This window comes from Pseudomonas sp. GW458-11-26-14-LB4, assembly GCF_059423925.1.
The window spans coordinates 53,821-67,771 of sequence record NZ_JBWKYU010000003.1 but is presented as its reverse complement, the minus strand read 5'-3'; the positions used below and the strand labels follow the sequence as shown (position 1 = coordinate 67,771).

Here is a 13,951-nt window from a genome sequence, read left to right as displayed (position 1 = left end):
GCTGATTACTGCGCCGCGACTTTCCCCGCCTTTTCCAGATCATCACGCACGGTCTGCACCTGATACTGCGGATCTGCCTTGATCTGCTGCTCGGTGAATGGCAACACGCTCCACTGTTTCTTCGAGAACGCCTCGGTCTGGTCGCGGGAATACTTCGACGCCGGATCACTGGACAGCGAGAACGCCAGCAAACCCTGGGCATGCGGCCCCTTGTCGTCGAACGTCACGACTTGCAGGTAACTGGTGCCACTGACCACCTCCAGCTTGCCGTCTTCACGGGGCACGCTCTGGATCGCGTTGTAGATGCCCAGCGTGCCCGGGCCACCGTGAATCGGCGTTTGCTGTCCTCCACTGCTGACCACCTGCACATCGCCCCAACGGGTTTTCTCGGTCAGGCCCATTTTGGTGGCGGACTCGGCCGACGCCAGCATGGCCTCGCGCAGTGCCTTGGCCACTTCGGGCTTTTCAATGGCCAGTCCGCGCGGGGTGTGTTGCGCATCCTTCGGATCGAACGCCACACGCCAGGCCTGCGGCGATTCCTGCATCGCTTGCATGATGGTCTGGAAATGCACCAGCCCGATGCCCGACTCCAGACTCGCCCGGCCATCCCACGCTTTCAGACTGCTGCACACCGATTTCAGCGCTGCCTCAGGCTGGGAAGCACAGAACTTCAACAGATCCGGCACCACCTGAGTCGCCAGGAACACCTGATCGTCCATCACCATGTGTTGCAGGTCCTGCACCGACACCGGGCCTTTCTTGCTCAGGGTCGCCAGACGATCCAGCGCAAAGCGCGAGCGCAGGCCCAGAGGCTGGCCGTCCTGACTGATCAGCGGCGAGAAGCCGGTCAGCGGTTGCGCCGGGTTGGCCAGCCACGCCGAGTCGTTGGAGTGCTGGACGAAGTCCTTGCGCAACAGTTGCGGCAGTTGGCTGGACGCGTAAATGCCCTTCTGTGCGGCTTGCGGGTCGATGTCCCAGGCGCAGGCGCTGCTGGAGCCGTCGAGCACGATCATTTGCAGGCCCATACGCGGGTCGCTGCACCTGGCCAGTTTGTCGGCACTGACATTCGGCACCACCGACAGGTTCATGTACAGCGTCTGGCCCTTGTCATCCACAGCCAGGGTGTTGACCCACGGGATGCCCTGGATGGTATGCACCGAATCCTGCAGATCCTTGAGATTGCCGGCGCGGTTCATGGCGTACCACTGTTTCAGCACCCGGTCGTTGTCGAGGTTGGCATCGCGCAGGCTATAGGCGTACTGATTGTTCCAGTCGAGCTTGCCAGGCCACTGCACGATCGGGCCGAACTGCGAACTGTAGACATCCCGCTGGACCGGCACCACCTGCCCGTCCGCCTGTTTGACCTGCACCGTGACCGTCTGCTTGTTCATCGGCAGGGACTGGCCGTCGAGCAGATAACGGGTCGGATCCTTCGGATCGAGTTGCAGACGATACAGGGTGAAATGCTTGGACGAGTCGACGGTGTGGGTCCAGGCCAGGTGCTGATTGAAGCCGATATTGATCATCGGCAGGCCCGGCAGCGCCGCGCCCATCACATCCAGTTTGCCAGGAATGGTCAGGTGCATCTGATAGAAGCGCATGCCGCCGACCCACGGAAAATGCGGGTTGGCCAGCAGCATCCCGCGGCCATTGAACGAACGCTCGCTGCCGACCGCCACCGCATTGCTGCCACGGTCGAGCGCGAAGCGTTGCAGACGCGTGTCCGCCAATTGGTAAGCACGCGCATCGTTTTCAATCTGCGCAGCGGCCTGTGGCGGTGTAGCGCCCGCCAAAGCTTCGGCGAACTGGCCGACACCGCCCTCGACCAGCAGGCGACGGGTCAGCTTCACCAGGTCTTCGGCAGCGATGTCGCGCACCCATTCGCCCTGGCACTGCTGGGGCAGTCCCTGCTGACGGCGCTCGGCCAGATAACGGTTGTAGCCGGCGGCATAACCTTCCACCAGATCACGCACTTCCACCGGTTGCGCCTGCCAGAAGGCATTCACGGCCTGCGGCGTATTGAGCCACTGGAAGAACACGTCGCTGACGCGGTTCTCGCGCTCTTCGACGGTCAGCTGCTCCGGCCCGAAATACCGCGACCGCTCGCCATTGACCGTCACGATCTCGTTGGCCAGCAGGCACAGGTTGTCCTGCGCATAGGCATAACCGATGCCGAACCCGAGACCACGTTCGTTTTCCGCGCGGATGTGCGGTACGCCAAAACCTGTGCGACGGATATCGGCGCCGGTCTGGCGGGAAGGGCTGAATGCCTGCGCCGACAGACTCAGCCCGAGAAACAGGCCGGCAAGGGTCAGTCCGGTGAATTGCCTGGAAATAGTCACGCTCGCTCCTGATCGAAATGCCGAAGAGCGAACCGCCCGCCACCGTGAACACGTCGGGCCCGGCTCGCTCTGAAATCACCCACGCGTCACGCGCAATGAGCCTGTCCAGAAAACGAAGCCGCGGAAAAAAAATTTAGTCGGCCACACATCCGTCTCGAACCGTAATCACGGGGAAAAGACGAAACGACGACAAATTTTCTACATTTTTCGCTTCATGATTTGTCGAGCTGAAACGTCTTGTTTAGAGAGAGCACAAAAAACCTTTCCTGATCAGGCTCTGAAAGGAGTAATCGCATGTACAACCCACCCCTACCATCGGAAGGTAGCCAGACCCCACAAGGAGCGCCCATGGGTTCGCACGTCGACGTATTCGGGCAACGGGTCGAGCGTCACGGCAATGAGCGCATCCGTTTGCTGCTCAAAAGCTTCGGCCTGCGCACCAGTCTGATTCGCCTCAAAGTCATCGACACCCTGCTGGTCGCCGCCGAGGACGACCGTCGCCTGGGTGTACGCGGGGTGCATAGCCAGCTGCTGGATCTGGACATTCCGTTGTCCTTCCTCAGCGTGCGTGAAGTGCTCAAGCGTCTGTGTGCCGAAGGCGTGATCACGTTCAACGACGACAAGAGCTATAGCCTCCATCCCCAGGCTGCCGCGGTGCTCAACAACGATTGAAGCACCCGGCAGACGCCGTCAGGGCTTGACCTTGCGGCGCATCACGCCGTTGATCACCACGACCACCACAGCCACACCGATGGCGATGTACTGGAACGTTTGCTCGCTGAGCTTGCCGACGTTTTGCAGCCAGGACAGGCCGAGCATGATCAGCAGTACGGCGACGGCGATCAGAATCGAATATATCAAGCGTTGCTTATGGGTCATTACAGGTTCCTGAACCGTTGGAATGTATCGGGTTTGTATCGGCGTTGATGCCATGCGCATACCGTTTGACGGGGATGCGCCGCGGTAAACGGGGTCTCATGTTACAGCCGATGAAGAGCTTTGGCTTCAAACGGCGTCAACCATGAGGATCCTTGAAATGCTGCGTCGAATCACCTGGCTGATTCCTGTCCTTGCACTGCTCACCCTGAGCGGCTGCATCATCTTTCCCCACGGCGGCTGGCATGGCGATCATCGCCACTATGGGCCTGGCCCGGGCTATTACTACCATCGTTAAGTCATCTCACGGAAAGGATGCCAGCGTCCGTCCATTCAAATGCAACAACGGATTTTAGCGTCAGGAAAAATGCCCACAGGAATGTGGGCTTTTTTTATCGATCGGCGATCAAGGCTGTAGGGCGCTTCACCTGTGCAAGCAAGAAAGTGTCCCTCTGCAACATCACGCATAACGAAGTCACAGACCGTCACACCAACGACGTAGGAACAATGACTTCCCCTCCCTACCCTTTGCGCTCCCTCTCAAAGATCCTGGAAGCGCATGCAAAGAACTCTCATCAACCTCCCGCCGCGCCGGGCGCTCGGGTTCTGTCTGGCCATCACGCTGTTCGAATGGCTGACCTACATGGCCAGTGACATGGTCATGCCGGCCATGCTGACCGTCACCCGGGATCTCGAAGCCGATGCCGCTCACATCCCCAACGCGTTCAATCTTTACCTGATCGGCGGTGTCTGCCTGCAATGGCTGATCGGGCCGCTGTCCGACCGGTTCGGCCGGCGCCCGCTGCTGCTGGGCGGTTGTGCGCTGTTCGGCGTGACCTGTGCGGCGGCTGTCGCCACACCCGGCATCGAAGTGTTCAACGCCCTGCGACTGTTGCAAGGCATGGGACTGGGGTTTGTCGTAGCGGTCAGCTACCCCGCGCTTCAGGAAGTCTTCTGCGAGGCCGATGCGGTGCGCCTGATGGCGCTGCTGGGCAATGTCGCCCTGCTTTCGCCCCTGCTCGGCCCGCTGCTCGGCAGTCTGCTGCTGGAGTGGCTGAGCTGGCGCGAGTTGTTTCTCGGTCTGGGCCTGATCGCGGCACTGACCTGGATCGGACTGCATGTCTGCATGCCAGAGACGATCGGCGTTTTGCGCCACGATGGTAGTCAACAAGCACCGATTCCTTTCTCATTTCGCCAGATCAGCAGTCGCTACCTTGCACTGCTGCGCAATCACCGGTTTGTCGGCATCTGCCTGGCGCTGGGTTTGATGAGCCTGCCGCTGATTGCCTGGATCGGACTGGCGCCGCTGCTGCTCGTCCAGTTACTGGGACTGACCACGCGCGAATATGCGCTGTGGCAGATTCCGGTGTTCTCGGCAGTCATTGTCGGCAATCTGATCCTTGATCGACTGCTGGCCTTGCGGGATCTGCCGCAACTGATTCGTCTGGCGCTCTGGCCGTTCTGCCTGGGTTTGCTGACCCTGATCGCCACCGCGGTGACCAGCCTTTCGCTTGCCGGATTGATGACCGGTCTTGCGCTGTATGCCGTGGGGCTGGGTATGAGCAACGCCGCGCTGTACCGGCTGGCACTGTTTTCCAGCGATGACAGTAAAGGCCTGGTGTCTGCCGCGATCGGCATGATTTCGATTGCCGTGATGGGGATAGGTGGTTCGCTTATTGCCGCCATCGGAGGTGGCACCCGTCTCGAATCCTTCGCCCTCTGGGCGGCACTGGGCGGTCTGCTCAGCCTGCCCCTGCTGTACCGGTTTCTGCCACACGTCCCGGCAGATTCCGCCTCTTCAACATAACGACAAGGACGCCTGATGATTCACTTCCCCCACAGCGACGCGCTCTGCGCGTTGACGCAACCCTATTGCCCGGATTCCGTGCCGGACGGACTGTTTAACCAGGCCATGGCCGAAATCAGCCGGTTTCACAGCCAGCACACTCCGGGATACGAACACTGGTTGAATGCCAACGGCCTGAACGCAGGTGACCTGGACCATCTAGATGACTGGTCACGCCTTCCGCCGATCTTCGCCAGTTATTTCAAGCGCCAGGTCCTGCTCAGCCCCACCGGGATGGATGCGCTGGAACTCACCTCCTCCGGCACCAGTGGCGAGAAAAGCCGCATGCGTTACGACGAACGCAGCCTGGGGGCGGCCCAGAACATGGTCGAGCGGATTTTCCAGCACTATGACTGGGACACCCCGCACACTCCGTGCAACTACCTGCTGCTGAGCTATGAACCCGAGGGCAGCATCAGCCTGGGAACGTCATTCACCGATCAGTTTCTATGCCGCTTCGCCCCCATCAATCGTGTGGCCTACGCACTGCGCCGTACGGGCGGTGGTCATGAATTCGACGGCTTTGGCGTGATCGCTGCCTTGCAGTCCTTCGCCGAAGAAGGTTTGCCGGTGCGGATCTTCGGCTTCCCGGCGTTTCTCTGGCAGACCCTGCAACGCATGCAGGCGACCGGGATGGCTGATCTGCAACTGGCGCAAGGCTCGTTGACGCTGTTTGGCGGCGGCTGGAAAACCCACGCGGCGCAAGAGATTCCCCGCCAGCAACTGTACGAGCGCATTCACCGCCAATTGGGCATCGAGATGTCCCGCTGCCGTGACGGCTACGGCGCCGTCGAGCATGCGGTGCCTTATCTAGAGTGTGCTCAGCACCGTTTCCATGTACCGGTCTATTCGAAGGTTTTCGTGCGCCATCCCGCTGACTTTACGGTTCAGCCTTACGGTCGTCAGGGCTTGCTGAGCTTTGTTTCGCCTTACATCTCATCGAGCCCCGCGCACGCGGTGGTCATGAGCGATCTTGCCACCCTGCATCCAGGCGCCAGTTGCGGCTGCGGGCTGACCGGCGACTGGTTCGAACTGCATGGCCGCGCCGCCACCACGGCCGGTCGAAGCTGCGCCCTGGCCGCCTCTGAACTGCTGGGGAAGCATTGATATGTACCTGATCAACGGAATGCTTCACAACGACTGCACTCTGGAATTCGCACTGGAACAACTTTATCCGGATTTGCCACAACGGTTGGCCACGGCGCTCGACACGTCGACTGTGCTTGGCGCAGCAGCCACTTTTGCCGAACGTCTGCAAGACCCGCACAGGGCATTGCCCATCGATGCCGAGCAACGTCAGTCACTGATCGAGTTCTGCCAACCCGCTGGCCTTCGGTGCAAGCTTGAGCGCGAGCTCGGCGAGCAACCGGGCAGCCTGCGTCGCCTCGACTATCGCCAGTCACGCTTTGAACGCTGGAGCCCGCTGGGCCTGGTGGTCCACATCACCCCCGGCAATGCGCCGCTGCTGGCTTTCTGTGCGGTGATCGAAGGCCTGCTGGCCGGCAACGTCAACTGGTTGCGCCCCAGCAGCAGCGATCAGGGTGTGACGGCGCAATTACTTCATGAATTGGCGCAGTGCGATGCGACCGGCCAGATCGCCGCGCATGTCGCCGTCGTTCCGGCCAGCACGGCCCAGATCGGTCAACTGTGCCAACAGGCCAACGGCGTTTCAGCGTGGGGCGGTGAATCAGCACTGCAAGCCATCCGCCAGCAACTGGCGCCCGGCTGTCGCTGGATCGACTGGGGCCACCGCATCAGCTTCATCTACCTGACACCGGCAGCGGTCACGCCGCAAGCCCTGGACGCCGTGGCCGATGAAGTCTGCCGCCTCGATCAGCAGGCCTGCTCCAGCCCGCAATGGCTGCTGGTGGACAGTGACGATGAAAACGTTTTGCGTTCAATCGGCGAGGGCCTTGCCGAGGCGTTCGAACGCCGCGCCCGACACTGGCCAGCCCTGTTGCCGTCGATTCAGGAGGCCTCGGAAATCACCACCCGCACGGCGATGGCGCGACTGGCTCACTGCTTTGCCGGTGTCAGCGGTCAGGTCTGGCAAACACCGGACTGGCGCGTCATCTGGAGCCACGACCAGACACTCGGCCCCTCGCCGCTGTTTCGCAGCCTGTTGCTTAAACCCCTGCCGCGCGCGCAAGCCTGCGAGGTGCTCTTGCCTTGGCGAAACGTGCTGCAAAGCGCCGCGCTGATGTGTGCCGAACACGAAATGGCCGAACTGGCTCAAACGCTGATCGCTGCGGGCGTTACACGGGTTACCCCGGTGCAATTGATTCACGACGGCTACGAAGGAGAACCCCACGACGGTGTGTATGCCTTGCAACGCTTGAGCCGGCGCGTGTCGGTCAGCCTGCCGGCCACGGCGCTGATAACCCGCGCCACGCTTGATCTGCTGCCGACACCACCCTGCCTGGCCGATCTGCCGATCATGAGCAAGGACACCTTTGTCACCCGCCCGATCCATCCGGCGGCCCGCTTGTACTTCCGCTCCGGCGGCAGCAGCGGCACCCCGGCGTTGGCCGGCTACAGCTACCGCGATTTTGATCGACAGATGCGCGCCACCGCCGACGGTTTGTTCGCGGCGGGTCTCGACCCGAGCCGCGACCGGGTGATGAACCTGTTCTTCAGTGGCGGGCTGTATGGCGGTTTCTTCAGTTTTTCCAAAGTGCTGGAAATGTTGGGGACCACGCACCTGCCGATGGGCGCGCCGGCCGATGACGATTACCGCGAGATCGCGCAGATAATCATCGACCAACGCGTCACCGTGCTGGTCGGCATGCCCAGCACCCTGAACCGTCTGTTCCTCAATGAGCAAGCACGGCTGCGCGAATATGGCGGGATCGAAAAGGTCTTCCTCGGCGGCGAACACCCCGGTGAACAAAGCCTTGCGCTGATGCGCGACTGTGGCGTCGGGCTGATCCGATCGGCCGTTTACGGCAGTGTCGACGCCGGGCCGCTCGGCCATGCCTGCCCGGCCACCGGCGATGGCGTGTTTCATCTGATGAGCGATATCCAGCACCTGGAAATCGTCGAATTCGAGGCCGATCAGCCGGTGATCGGCGGTGAAACCGGGCGTCTGGTATTCACCTCCATCGAACGTGAAGGGCAGGACGTGCAGCGCTACGACGTCGGAGACAGCGGTCGCTGGATTCCGGGTCTGTGTGACTGCGGGCTGCCCACGCCGCGTTTCGAACTGCTGCAACGTCACGGCAGGTTGATGCGCATCGGCACGGACTTCATCTGCCTGGCGCTACTGGCGGAGCACCTGCAGACCGAGTTCCAGCTGATCCTCGAACATGCCCCCGACGGACTCGAGCGCATGCGCTTTCGCAGTCCACGGCAACCCGATGATGTTCAGCGTCGCCTGCTGGAGTATCCGACGCTGGCCACGCTCATCCAGACGGGTCTTCTGACCGTGGACGTGGAGGTCTGCTGCAGCGACGGATTTACCCGTAACAAACACAGCGGCAAGACACCGCTGCTGATCGACAATCGGGGTGTCGGTCCCCGCGCAAACAGGCAAGGAGCCGCTCATGAACACAGAATTTGAACTGCAAGAACTGGTCACGTTTGCACGAGAGCATTCGGGCTTTTATGCGAACCACTTCGCCGACGTTTCCCTGCCCGTCACATCGCTGGAACAATTGCCGGTGATTGACCCCGTTGCTTACTGGAAAGGCAGTCATGACCTAGACCACTGGCCTGTCATGACGGCGCCTTTGAATGACGCGCTGATCCTCAAAACGGGAGGAACTACCAGTGCCGGCAAGTTTTCACTGTTCCGGCGCGAGGAATGGCAGACGCTGGTGGCGGACTTCGGTCGCAGTCTCAGCTCGCAGTTGAGCCCCGGCGACCGCGTCGCCAACCTGTTTTTCGTCGGCGACCTGTATGCCAGTTTCATCTTTACCCACGATGCGCTGGCGCATGTACAAACGGAGGTTATCGAGTTTCCCTTCACCGGCCATATCGACCCAAGTGTCCTGGCCGATGCGATTGCCCGGCACCGGATCAATGTCCTGGCCGGCGTGCCTGCCCACCTGTTGACCTTCGCAGCATGGCTCGAACAACACGGCCGGGTTCTGAAGGAAGTCACCACCCTGCTCTACGCCGGTGAAAGCCTGTTTGATGCTCAGTTGCAGCTGCTGGCGCGAGTGTTTCCCCAGGCCCGGGTGGCCTCCATCGGCTACGCCAGTGTCGATGCCGGATTCATTGGCGCCAGCCATCGTGACTGTGCCCTGGGCGAGCATCGGATCCCCGAAAGTCACGGTGTGCTGGAAATTCTCGACGAGCACACCGGTGAAGTGATTGATGAATGCGACCGGGTCGGGCGCCTGGTGATGACCAATCTCACGCGCCGTTTGATGCCGCTGATCCGCTACCCGGTGGGCGATCGTGCTTGCTGGCGAGAGCCGTCGGGAACGCCCCGGCGCAAGTTCGCGTTGATGGGCCGCTGCGCCGACAGCCAGCGCGTGCGGGTGGGCATTCTGAACCTGCTGCCGCAATCGATCGGCGACACCGTATGGCGCGTCACCGGCAGCGATGATTGGCAACTGGTGATCGAGCAGGACGGCGCCATGGATATCCTGAGCCTGCACTGGGCGCCGGACGCCCTGACACCTGTGAACGCTGAGGCCGACCAGACGCTGCACAGTGCCTTGATCGAAGACTATCCGTTGATCAAGCAACTGAGCGCCGATCACCTGCTGGTATTGCGGATTCGCTGCTGCAAGGTTCAGGAACTGGCACGCCATCCACGCTCCGGCAAGCGTCAACGTGTGCTCGATCGGCGCGTCTACAACGGCACTGGCCAGGAGCCTTGCTGATGGAAGCGATCACCCTGCGAGGCTACCGCACCAGTGACGCTCCGGCGGTCAGTCGCCTGTTCAGAAAGATCTACGGCGACCATTACGCCCAGCCGCATGTGTATCTGCCCCGGATGATCAGCCAGAACCATGCCGACGGCCGCTGGCACTCGTTGGTGGCGGTGGCGAACGGTCAAGTGGCTGGGCATTCCACATTGATTCTCGACAAAGAATCGTCCCTCGCCGAACTGGCACTGAGCGTGGTGGATCCGCAGATCCGTGGGCAAAACGTCGCCACGCAACTGAGTCGACAGTTGCTGATCCATGCGCAGGCGCTGGGATATCAGGGGGTCACGATCAAGCAAATGACCCATCATCCCTACACCCAGAAAATGGCTGCCGGCCTTGGTTTTCACAACACCGGCTTGTTGCCCGACCATGCACCGTCGCCCTTTGGCGGCGCGGTGACGGAATCGCTGGTAATGGGTTACGCCCCGGTCGATGGTTATCAGCGCCCGCTGCCGGCCTTGACCTGGCCGGACGAATGCCGTGAGTTCATGCAGCAGATGTGCGACGTGTTCGGAACGCGGTCGAACGTGTCGCCCTGGGTCGGCGCACCGGCGCAGCTGGAACAGCGATGGGGGCGATATGACGGGATTTTCAGTGAAGTGGACGACAGTTTGATCAAGCAGCTGCAACAACTGCCCGGACATTGGCTGATTTCGATCAGGCTCAGGCTGGCACAAGGGTTTGACAATGCCTGGCGCCGGTTATCGACGATGGGGTTCGTGTTCAGCGGGCTGGCGCCCGATGACAGAAGTGCAGGATGGCTGGCGCTTTTTCATCGCGGTTTCCAGCCAAAATCCTTGACGCTGCATTGCCCGCAGATGCAGCGGTTGCATGACGGGATGCAGCGGCAGGTCGCCTTGCTCCCAAAACTCCACGCTTGCGGCAATCGCCCATAAACGAAAGGGCCCACCCCGTTACCGGGGCGGGCCCTGTCTATCATGCCTTGGCTTTGACACCTTGATCGGTAGGAGGCTTGCGCTCCCCGCCCTGACCGTAAGTCTGCAGGTTCTGCAGTACGTAAATGGCTTTCTTGTACTCGGGGATCAACGTATTCGCGTACTTGTTGCCCTTGAGATTGTTGTTCTGGATGGTATCCAGTTGTGTCGCGAAATATTCCAGCGCATTGAACTTGGCATCCGGATCCTTCTGGATGCCGAAGCGATCGAACTTGTCGCCGGCATTGAGCAAGGTCATGGACGTGATCTCGGAAATCAGGCCCCGGCTACGCAACATTGCACTGAGGCTGCCCAATTGCTTGGCTGAAACATTGGTGGGATCGAAACCCTTGATGTTCTTGTGCAGACCCTGCTTGTCCATCTCTGCGGTACTGATCGCGGTGGGGTCGTTGCCGACCAGGGCCAGCATCTGCTTGACCTTCACACTTTGAGAAACCGGTTTGCTCGAGCTTCCTGTATCTCGAACCAGCAAACCCGCCTTGGGTTGCCAGGCACCGGTATATCCGATAGTCATGAGCAAGCTCCTTGCGAGGAAAACATGAAAAATTCCTTGTTGAACGACTTTTGAGTTGCCCGGAGTATCGGCCGGCAAACTAATGGCACCAACTCCTTTCTGCACTTTTTTACAATTTTTGTACATTCACGATACAAACCGTCAACAGCCCATAAACATGGGACTAGAGCGTTCATGACAATGTGATGAAAGTGGGTTTATTGCTCTAATGTTCGGGACGGTTAGTTATCGTGTATCAGACCCGATACGTTCCTTTGGTCGGGATCGCCTCTTTTAGGACGAAAGTACCTAAAGCTTCCCGAAGACCCGACGATACGTTAGGAAACCCGCGCTGTTTGTTTCCCCTGCCCACAATAAGAATCCCTGCTCAAGGACCGGTTTCCATGCCCGCATTCCGCACCATTCAGGCTCGTTACACGCTGTTTCTGGTTCTGTTCATTCTGTTGTTGTCGGTGCTCACCGTGGTTGGCATCAGCCAATTGGTCGCGCCCAAGTTGCGCCACACCGAAGAGCAAGTGGTGCTCAACCGCATTGCTGAAGTGGCCGAGCAAATCCAGGGCGAACTGAACAAGGTCCAGGCGCAACAGCGCAGCATCACCCAGACCATCCCGCTGCTCGACAGCGCGGCCATCGACACCGTGTTGCCGGGGCTGGTGGATCAATACGGCGAACTGAAAGTCTTCGGCGGCGGCATCTGGCCGCTGCCCGGTCAGCGTGAGGCCGGACGCAACAAGTTCAGTACGTTCTGGCACCGCGATGCCTCCGGCAAACTGGCGGTGAACACCTTCTGGAACAGCGACGCGGCCCCCAACTATTACGACCAGAGCTGGTACAAGGGCGGCATGCAGACCCCGCGCGGCCAATGCGCCTGGGCCGCTGCCTATAAAGATGACGCCAGCGCCGAACCGCGCACCAACTGCGCCATGGCCATCCAGAAAAACGGCAGCGCCTGGGGCGTCTCGACCATCGACGTGACATTGGGCTTCTTCAACGATCTGGTGGCGCGCAAGGAAAAAGACCTCAACGCCGAAATGCTGATCGTCGAAGCCGACGGCAAGATCATCAGCAACAGCTCGCGCATCAGCGGGCCGATCGTGCTGAAGAACATCAGCGAACTGGCCGGCGGCTCGACCTTCGCCAGCCAGGTCAAGGCCGGGCTGCAAAACCGCGAGCAGGCGCAGCGCGTCGAATTCGACAACAACGGTGAAGCCAGCACGTTCTTCATGCGTCCGATCGAAGGCACCCCGTGGTTCCTCGCCACCGCACTGCCGACCAAAATGCTCACCGCCCAGCGTGACGACGTGCTCAGCAGCCTGAGCCTGCTGCAGATTCCGCTGGTGATCCTGCTGGTGCTGTTGCAGGTCTACGCGATTCGCCAACTGGTTTCGCGCATGAAAGCGCTGAAAGCCAACATCGATTCGCTGTCCAGCGGTGATGCCGACCTGACCCGGCGCATCACCATCCGCGCTGAAGATGAGCTCGGCGCCATCGGGCATTCGGTCAACACCTTTATCGCCTATCTGCAGAACATGATCGGCGAAGTCACCCAGGCCACTGGTGCAATGGCTTCGAGCCTCGACAACCTGCAGCGTACCTCGGCGCACACCAGTCAGATTCTGCTGCGCCACGCTTCGGAAACCGACCAGACCGTCACCGCCATCAACGAGATGAGTTCGACCGCTGAAAGCGTCGCCCAGAATGCCGCTGAAACCGCAGCCTTCACCCAGCGCGCCAACGAAAACGCCGACCGCTCGCGCGTGGTGGTTGGCGAAGCGTCAAGCAGCGTGGTGGCGTTGATCGACGAAGTGGCCAGCGCCACCCACAAGGTAGAAAGCATGCAGCAGGACGCCCAGCGCATCACCGAAATCCTCGGCGTGATCGGCGCCATCGCCGGCCAGACCAACCTGCTGGCGCTCAACGCGGCAATTGAAGCAGCGCGTGCCGGAGAACAGGGCCGTGGTTTTGCGGTGGTGGCAGACGAAGTGCGTGCCCTCGCCGCCCGTACCCAGGCCAGCACCTCGGAAATCAACGAAATGTTGAGCCGCCTGACCCAGGGCGTCAGCTCGTCGGTCAGCGCCATGGAAAACACCCAGGCCAGTTGTCAGTCAGCCGCGGACGCCACTGCGCGAGTCAACAGTGGCCTCGACGAGATGGCCGGTTCGGTCAGCCACATCAACAGCCTCAGCACCCAGATCGCCACCGCCGCCGAGCAGCAAAGCGCGGTCACCGAAGAGATCAACCGCAGCATGGTGCAGATCCGCCACATGGTTGACGAGCTGGTGGAAAGCGGCCAGGCCAGCGAACTCAACACCCGTCAGCTGCTGGAAGCCAACAGCCGGGTGAGCGCGATCATGGGGCGCTTCAAGGTTCGCTGACGGTTTTGTCATCTTGCGCTCAGTGGCCTGTCAGCTTTGATCTACGATCATGTTGGCAGGCCTGCCCCGTATCACTTGGAAACACTCCGTTGATGCCCGGCAGGAAAAACAGGTCAAAATGCCTTCCTTTTTTGACCGTTCCTCCTTTGATCCGAGAGCCCT

The 13,951-nt window shown here is 60.6% G+C and carries 11 protein-coding genes; 8 read left to right on the top strand and 3 right to left on the bottom strand.

Annotation, left to right across the window (positions count from 1 at the left end; all coding sequences use genetic code 11):
• Positions 1-5: 5 nt before the first annotated feature.
• Positions 6-2,342 carry a bifunctional acylase PvdQ gene (gene pvdQ, locus AC07XZ_RS05385; RefSeq protein ID WP_102686253.1) on the bottom strand — a complete coding sequence of 779 codons (2,337 nt, stop codon included), beginning with the start codon at positions 2,340-2,342 and terminating at the stop codon, positions 6-8.
• Positions 2,343-2,636: 294 nt separating this feature from the next.
• Between pvdQ and AC07XZ_RS05380 the strand changes: the two genes are divergently transcribed.
• Positions 2,637-3,014 carry a fe2+ zn2+ uptake regulation protein gene (locus tag AC07XZ_RS05380; RefSeq protein ID WP_085745805.1) on the top strand — a complete coding sequence of 126 codons (378 nt, stop codon included), beginning with the start codon at positions 2,637-2,639 and terminating at the stop codon, positions 3,012-3,014.
• A gap of 18 nt (positions 3,015-3,032) precedes the next feature.
• Here the strand turns inward: AC07XZ_RS05380 and AC07XZ_RS05375 are convergent, their stop codons facing one another.
• A complete protein-coding gene (locus tag AC07XZ_RS05375; RefSeq protein WP_102686254.1) occupies positions 3,033-3,221 on the bottom strand; it encodes a hypothetical protein in 189 nt (62 codons plus the stop codon).
• 157 nt (positions 3,222-3,378) lie between these two features.
• On the opposite strand from AC07XZ_RS05375, the gene AC07XZ_RS05370 reads away from it, so the two are divergent.
• From AC07XZ_RS05370 to AC07XZ_RS05345, 6 genes are all read left to right on the top strand, one after another.
• Positions 3,379-3,516, top strand: coding sequence for a hypothetical protein (locus AC07XZ_RS05370; RefSeq protein ID WP_007957554.1), 138 nt, complete (start codon positions 3,379-3,381; stop codon positions 3,514-3,516).
• Positions 3,517-3,777: 261 nt separating this feature from the next.
• Positions 3,778-5,025 carry an MdfA family multidrug efflux MFS transporter gene (locus AC07XZ_RS05365; RefSeq protein WP_102686255.1) on the top strand — a complete coding sequence of 416 codons (1,248 nt, stop codon included), beginning with the start codon at positions 3,778-3,780 and terminating at the stop codon, positions 5,023-5,025.
• A gap of 15 nt (positions 5,026-5,040) precedes the next feature.
• Complete coding sequence (locus tag AC07XZ_RS05360; protein ID WP_102686256.1) at positions 5,041-6,171, top strand: LuxE/PaaK family acyltransferase; 1,131 nt, start codon at positions 5,041-5,043, stop codon at positions 6,169-6,171.
• 1 nt (position 6,172) lies between these two features.
• Positions 6,173-8,623, top strand: coding sequence for an aldehyde dehydrogenase family protein (locus AC07XZ_RS05355; protein WP_102686257.1), 2,451 nt, complete (start codon positions 6,173-6,175; stop codon positions 8,621-8,623).
• Positions 8,607-9,896, top strand: a complete 1,290-nt coding sequence (locus AC07XZ_RS05350) for a phenylacetate--CoA ligase family protein (protein ID WP_102686258.1) — start codon at positions 8,607-8,609, stop codon at positions 9,894-9,896. The genes AC07XZ_RS05355 and AC07XZ_RS05350 overlap by 17 nt, the downstream gene beginning before the upstream one ends.
• Positions 9,896-10,840 carry a GNAT family N-acetyltransferase gene (locus AC07XZ_RS05345; protein WP_102686259.1) on the top strand — a complete coding sequence of 315 codons (945 nt, stop codon included), beginning with the start codon at positions 9,896-9,898 and terminating at the stop codon, positions 10,838-10,840. Before AC07XZ_RS05350 ends, AC07XZ_RS05345 begins: the two co-directional genes overlap by 1 nt.
• A 40-nt stretch (positions 10,841-10,880) precedes the next feature.
• Here the strand turns inward: AC07XZ_RS05345 and AC07XZ_RS05340 are convergent, their stop codons facing one another.
• Positions 10,881-11,414 (bottom strand): hypothetical protein, encoded by a 534-nt coding sequence (locus AC07XZ_RS05340; RefSeq protein ID WP_085745811.1) that lies wholly within the window; start codon positions 11,412-11,414, stop codon positions 10,881-10,883.
• Positions 11,415-11,797: 383 nt separating this feature from the next.
• Between AC07XZ_RS05340 and AC07XZ_RS05335 the strand changes: the two genes are divergently transcribed.
• Positions 11,798-13,789 carry a methyl-accepting chemotaxis protein gene (locus AC07XZ_RS05335; protein WP_102686260.1) on the top strand — a complete coding sequence of 664 codons (1,992 nt, stop codon included), beginning with the start codon at positions 11,798-11,800 and terminating at the stop codon, positions 13,787-13,789.
• Positions 13,790-13,951: the final 162 nt, after the last annotated feature.

Coding starts and splice junctions, on each gene's coding strand:
- AC07XZ_RS05380 (WP_085745805.1), top strand. CDS start 2,637: ATGTACAACCCACCCCTACCATCGGAAGGTAGCCAGACCCCACAAGGA.
- AC07XZ_RS05375 (WP_102686254.1), bottom strand. CDS start 3,221: ATGACCCATAAGCAACGCTTGATATATTCGATTCTGATCGCCGTCGCC.
- AC07XZ_RS05370 (WP_007957554.1), top strand. CDS start 3,379: ATGCTGCGTCGAATCACCTGGCTGATTCCTGTCCTTGCACTGCTCACC.
- AC07XZ_RS05365 (WP_102686255.1), top strand. CDS start 3,778: ATGCAAAGAACTCTCATCAACCTCCCGCCGCGCCGGGCGCTCGGGTTC.
- AC07XZ_RS05360 (WP_102686256.1), top strand. CDS start 5,041: ATGATTCACTTCCCCCACAGCGACGCGCTCTGCGCGTTGACGCAACCC.
- AC07XZ_RS05355 (WP_102686257.1), top strand. CDS start 6,173: ATGTACCTGATCAACGGAATGCTTCACAACGACTGCACTCTGGAATTC.
- AC07XZ_RS05350 (WP_102686258.1), top strand. CDS start 8,607: ATGAACACAGAATTTGAACTGCAAGAACTGGTCACGTTTGCACGAGAG.
- AC07XZ_RS05345 (WP_102686259.1), top strand. CDS start 9,896: ATGGAAGCGATCACCCTGCGAGGCTACCGCACCAGTGACGCTCCGGCG.
- AC07XZ_RS05340 (WP_085745811.1), bottom strand. CDS start 11,414: ATGACTATCGGATATACCGGTGCCTGGCAACCCAAGGCGGGTTTGCTG.
- AC07XZ_RS05335 (WP_102686260.1), top strand. CDS start 11,798: ATGCCCGCATTCCGCACCATTCAGGCTCGTTACACGCTGTTTCTGGTT.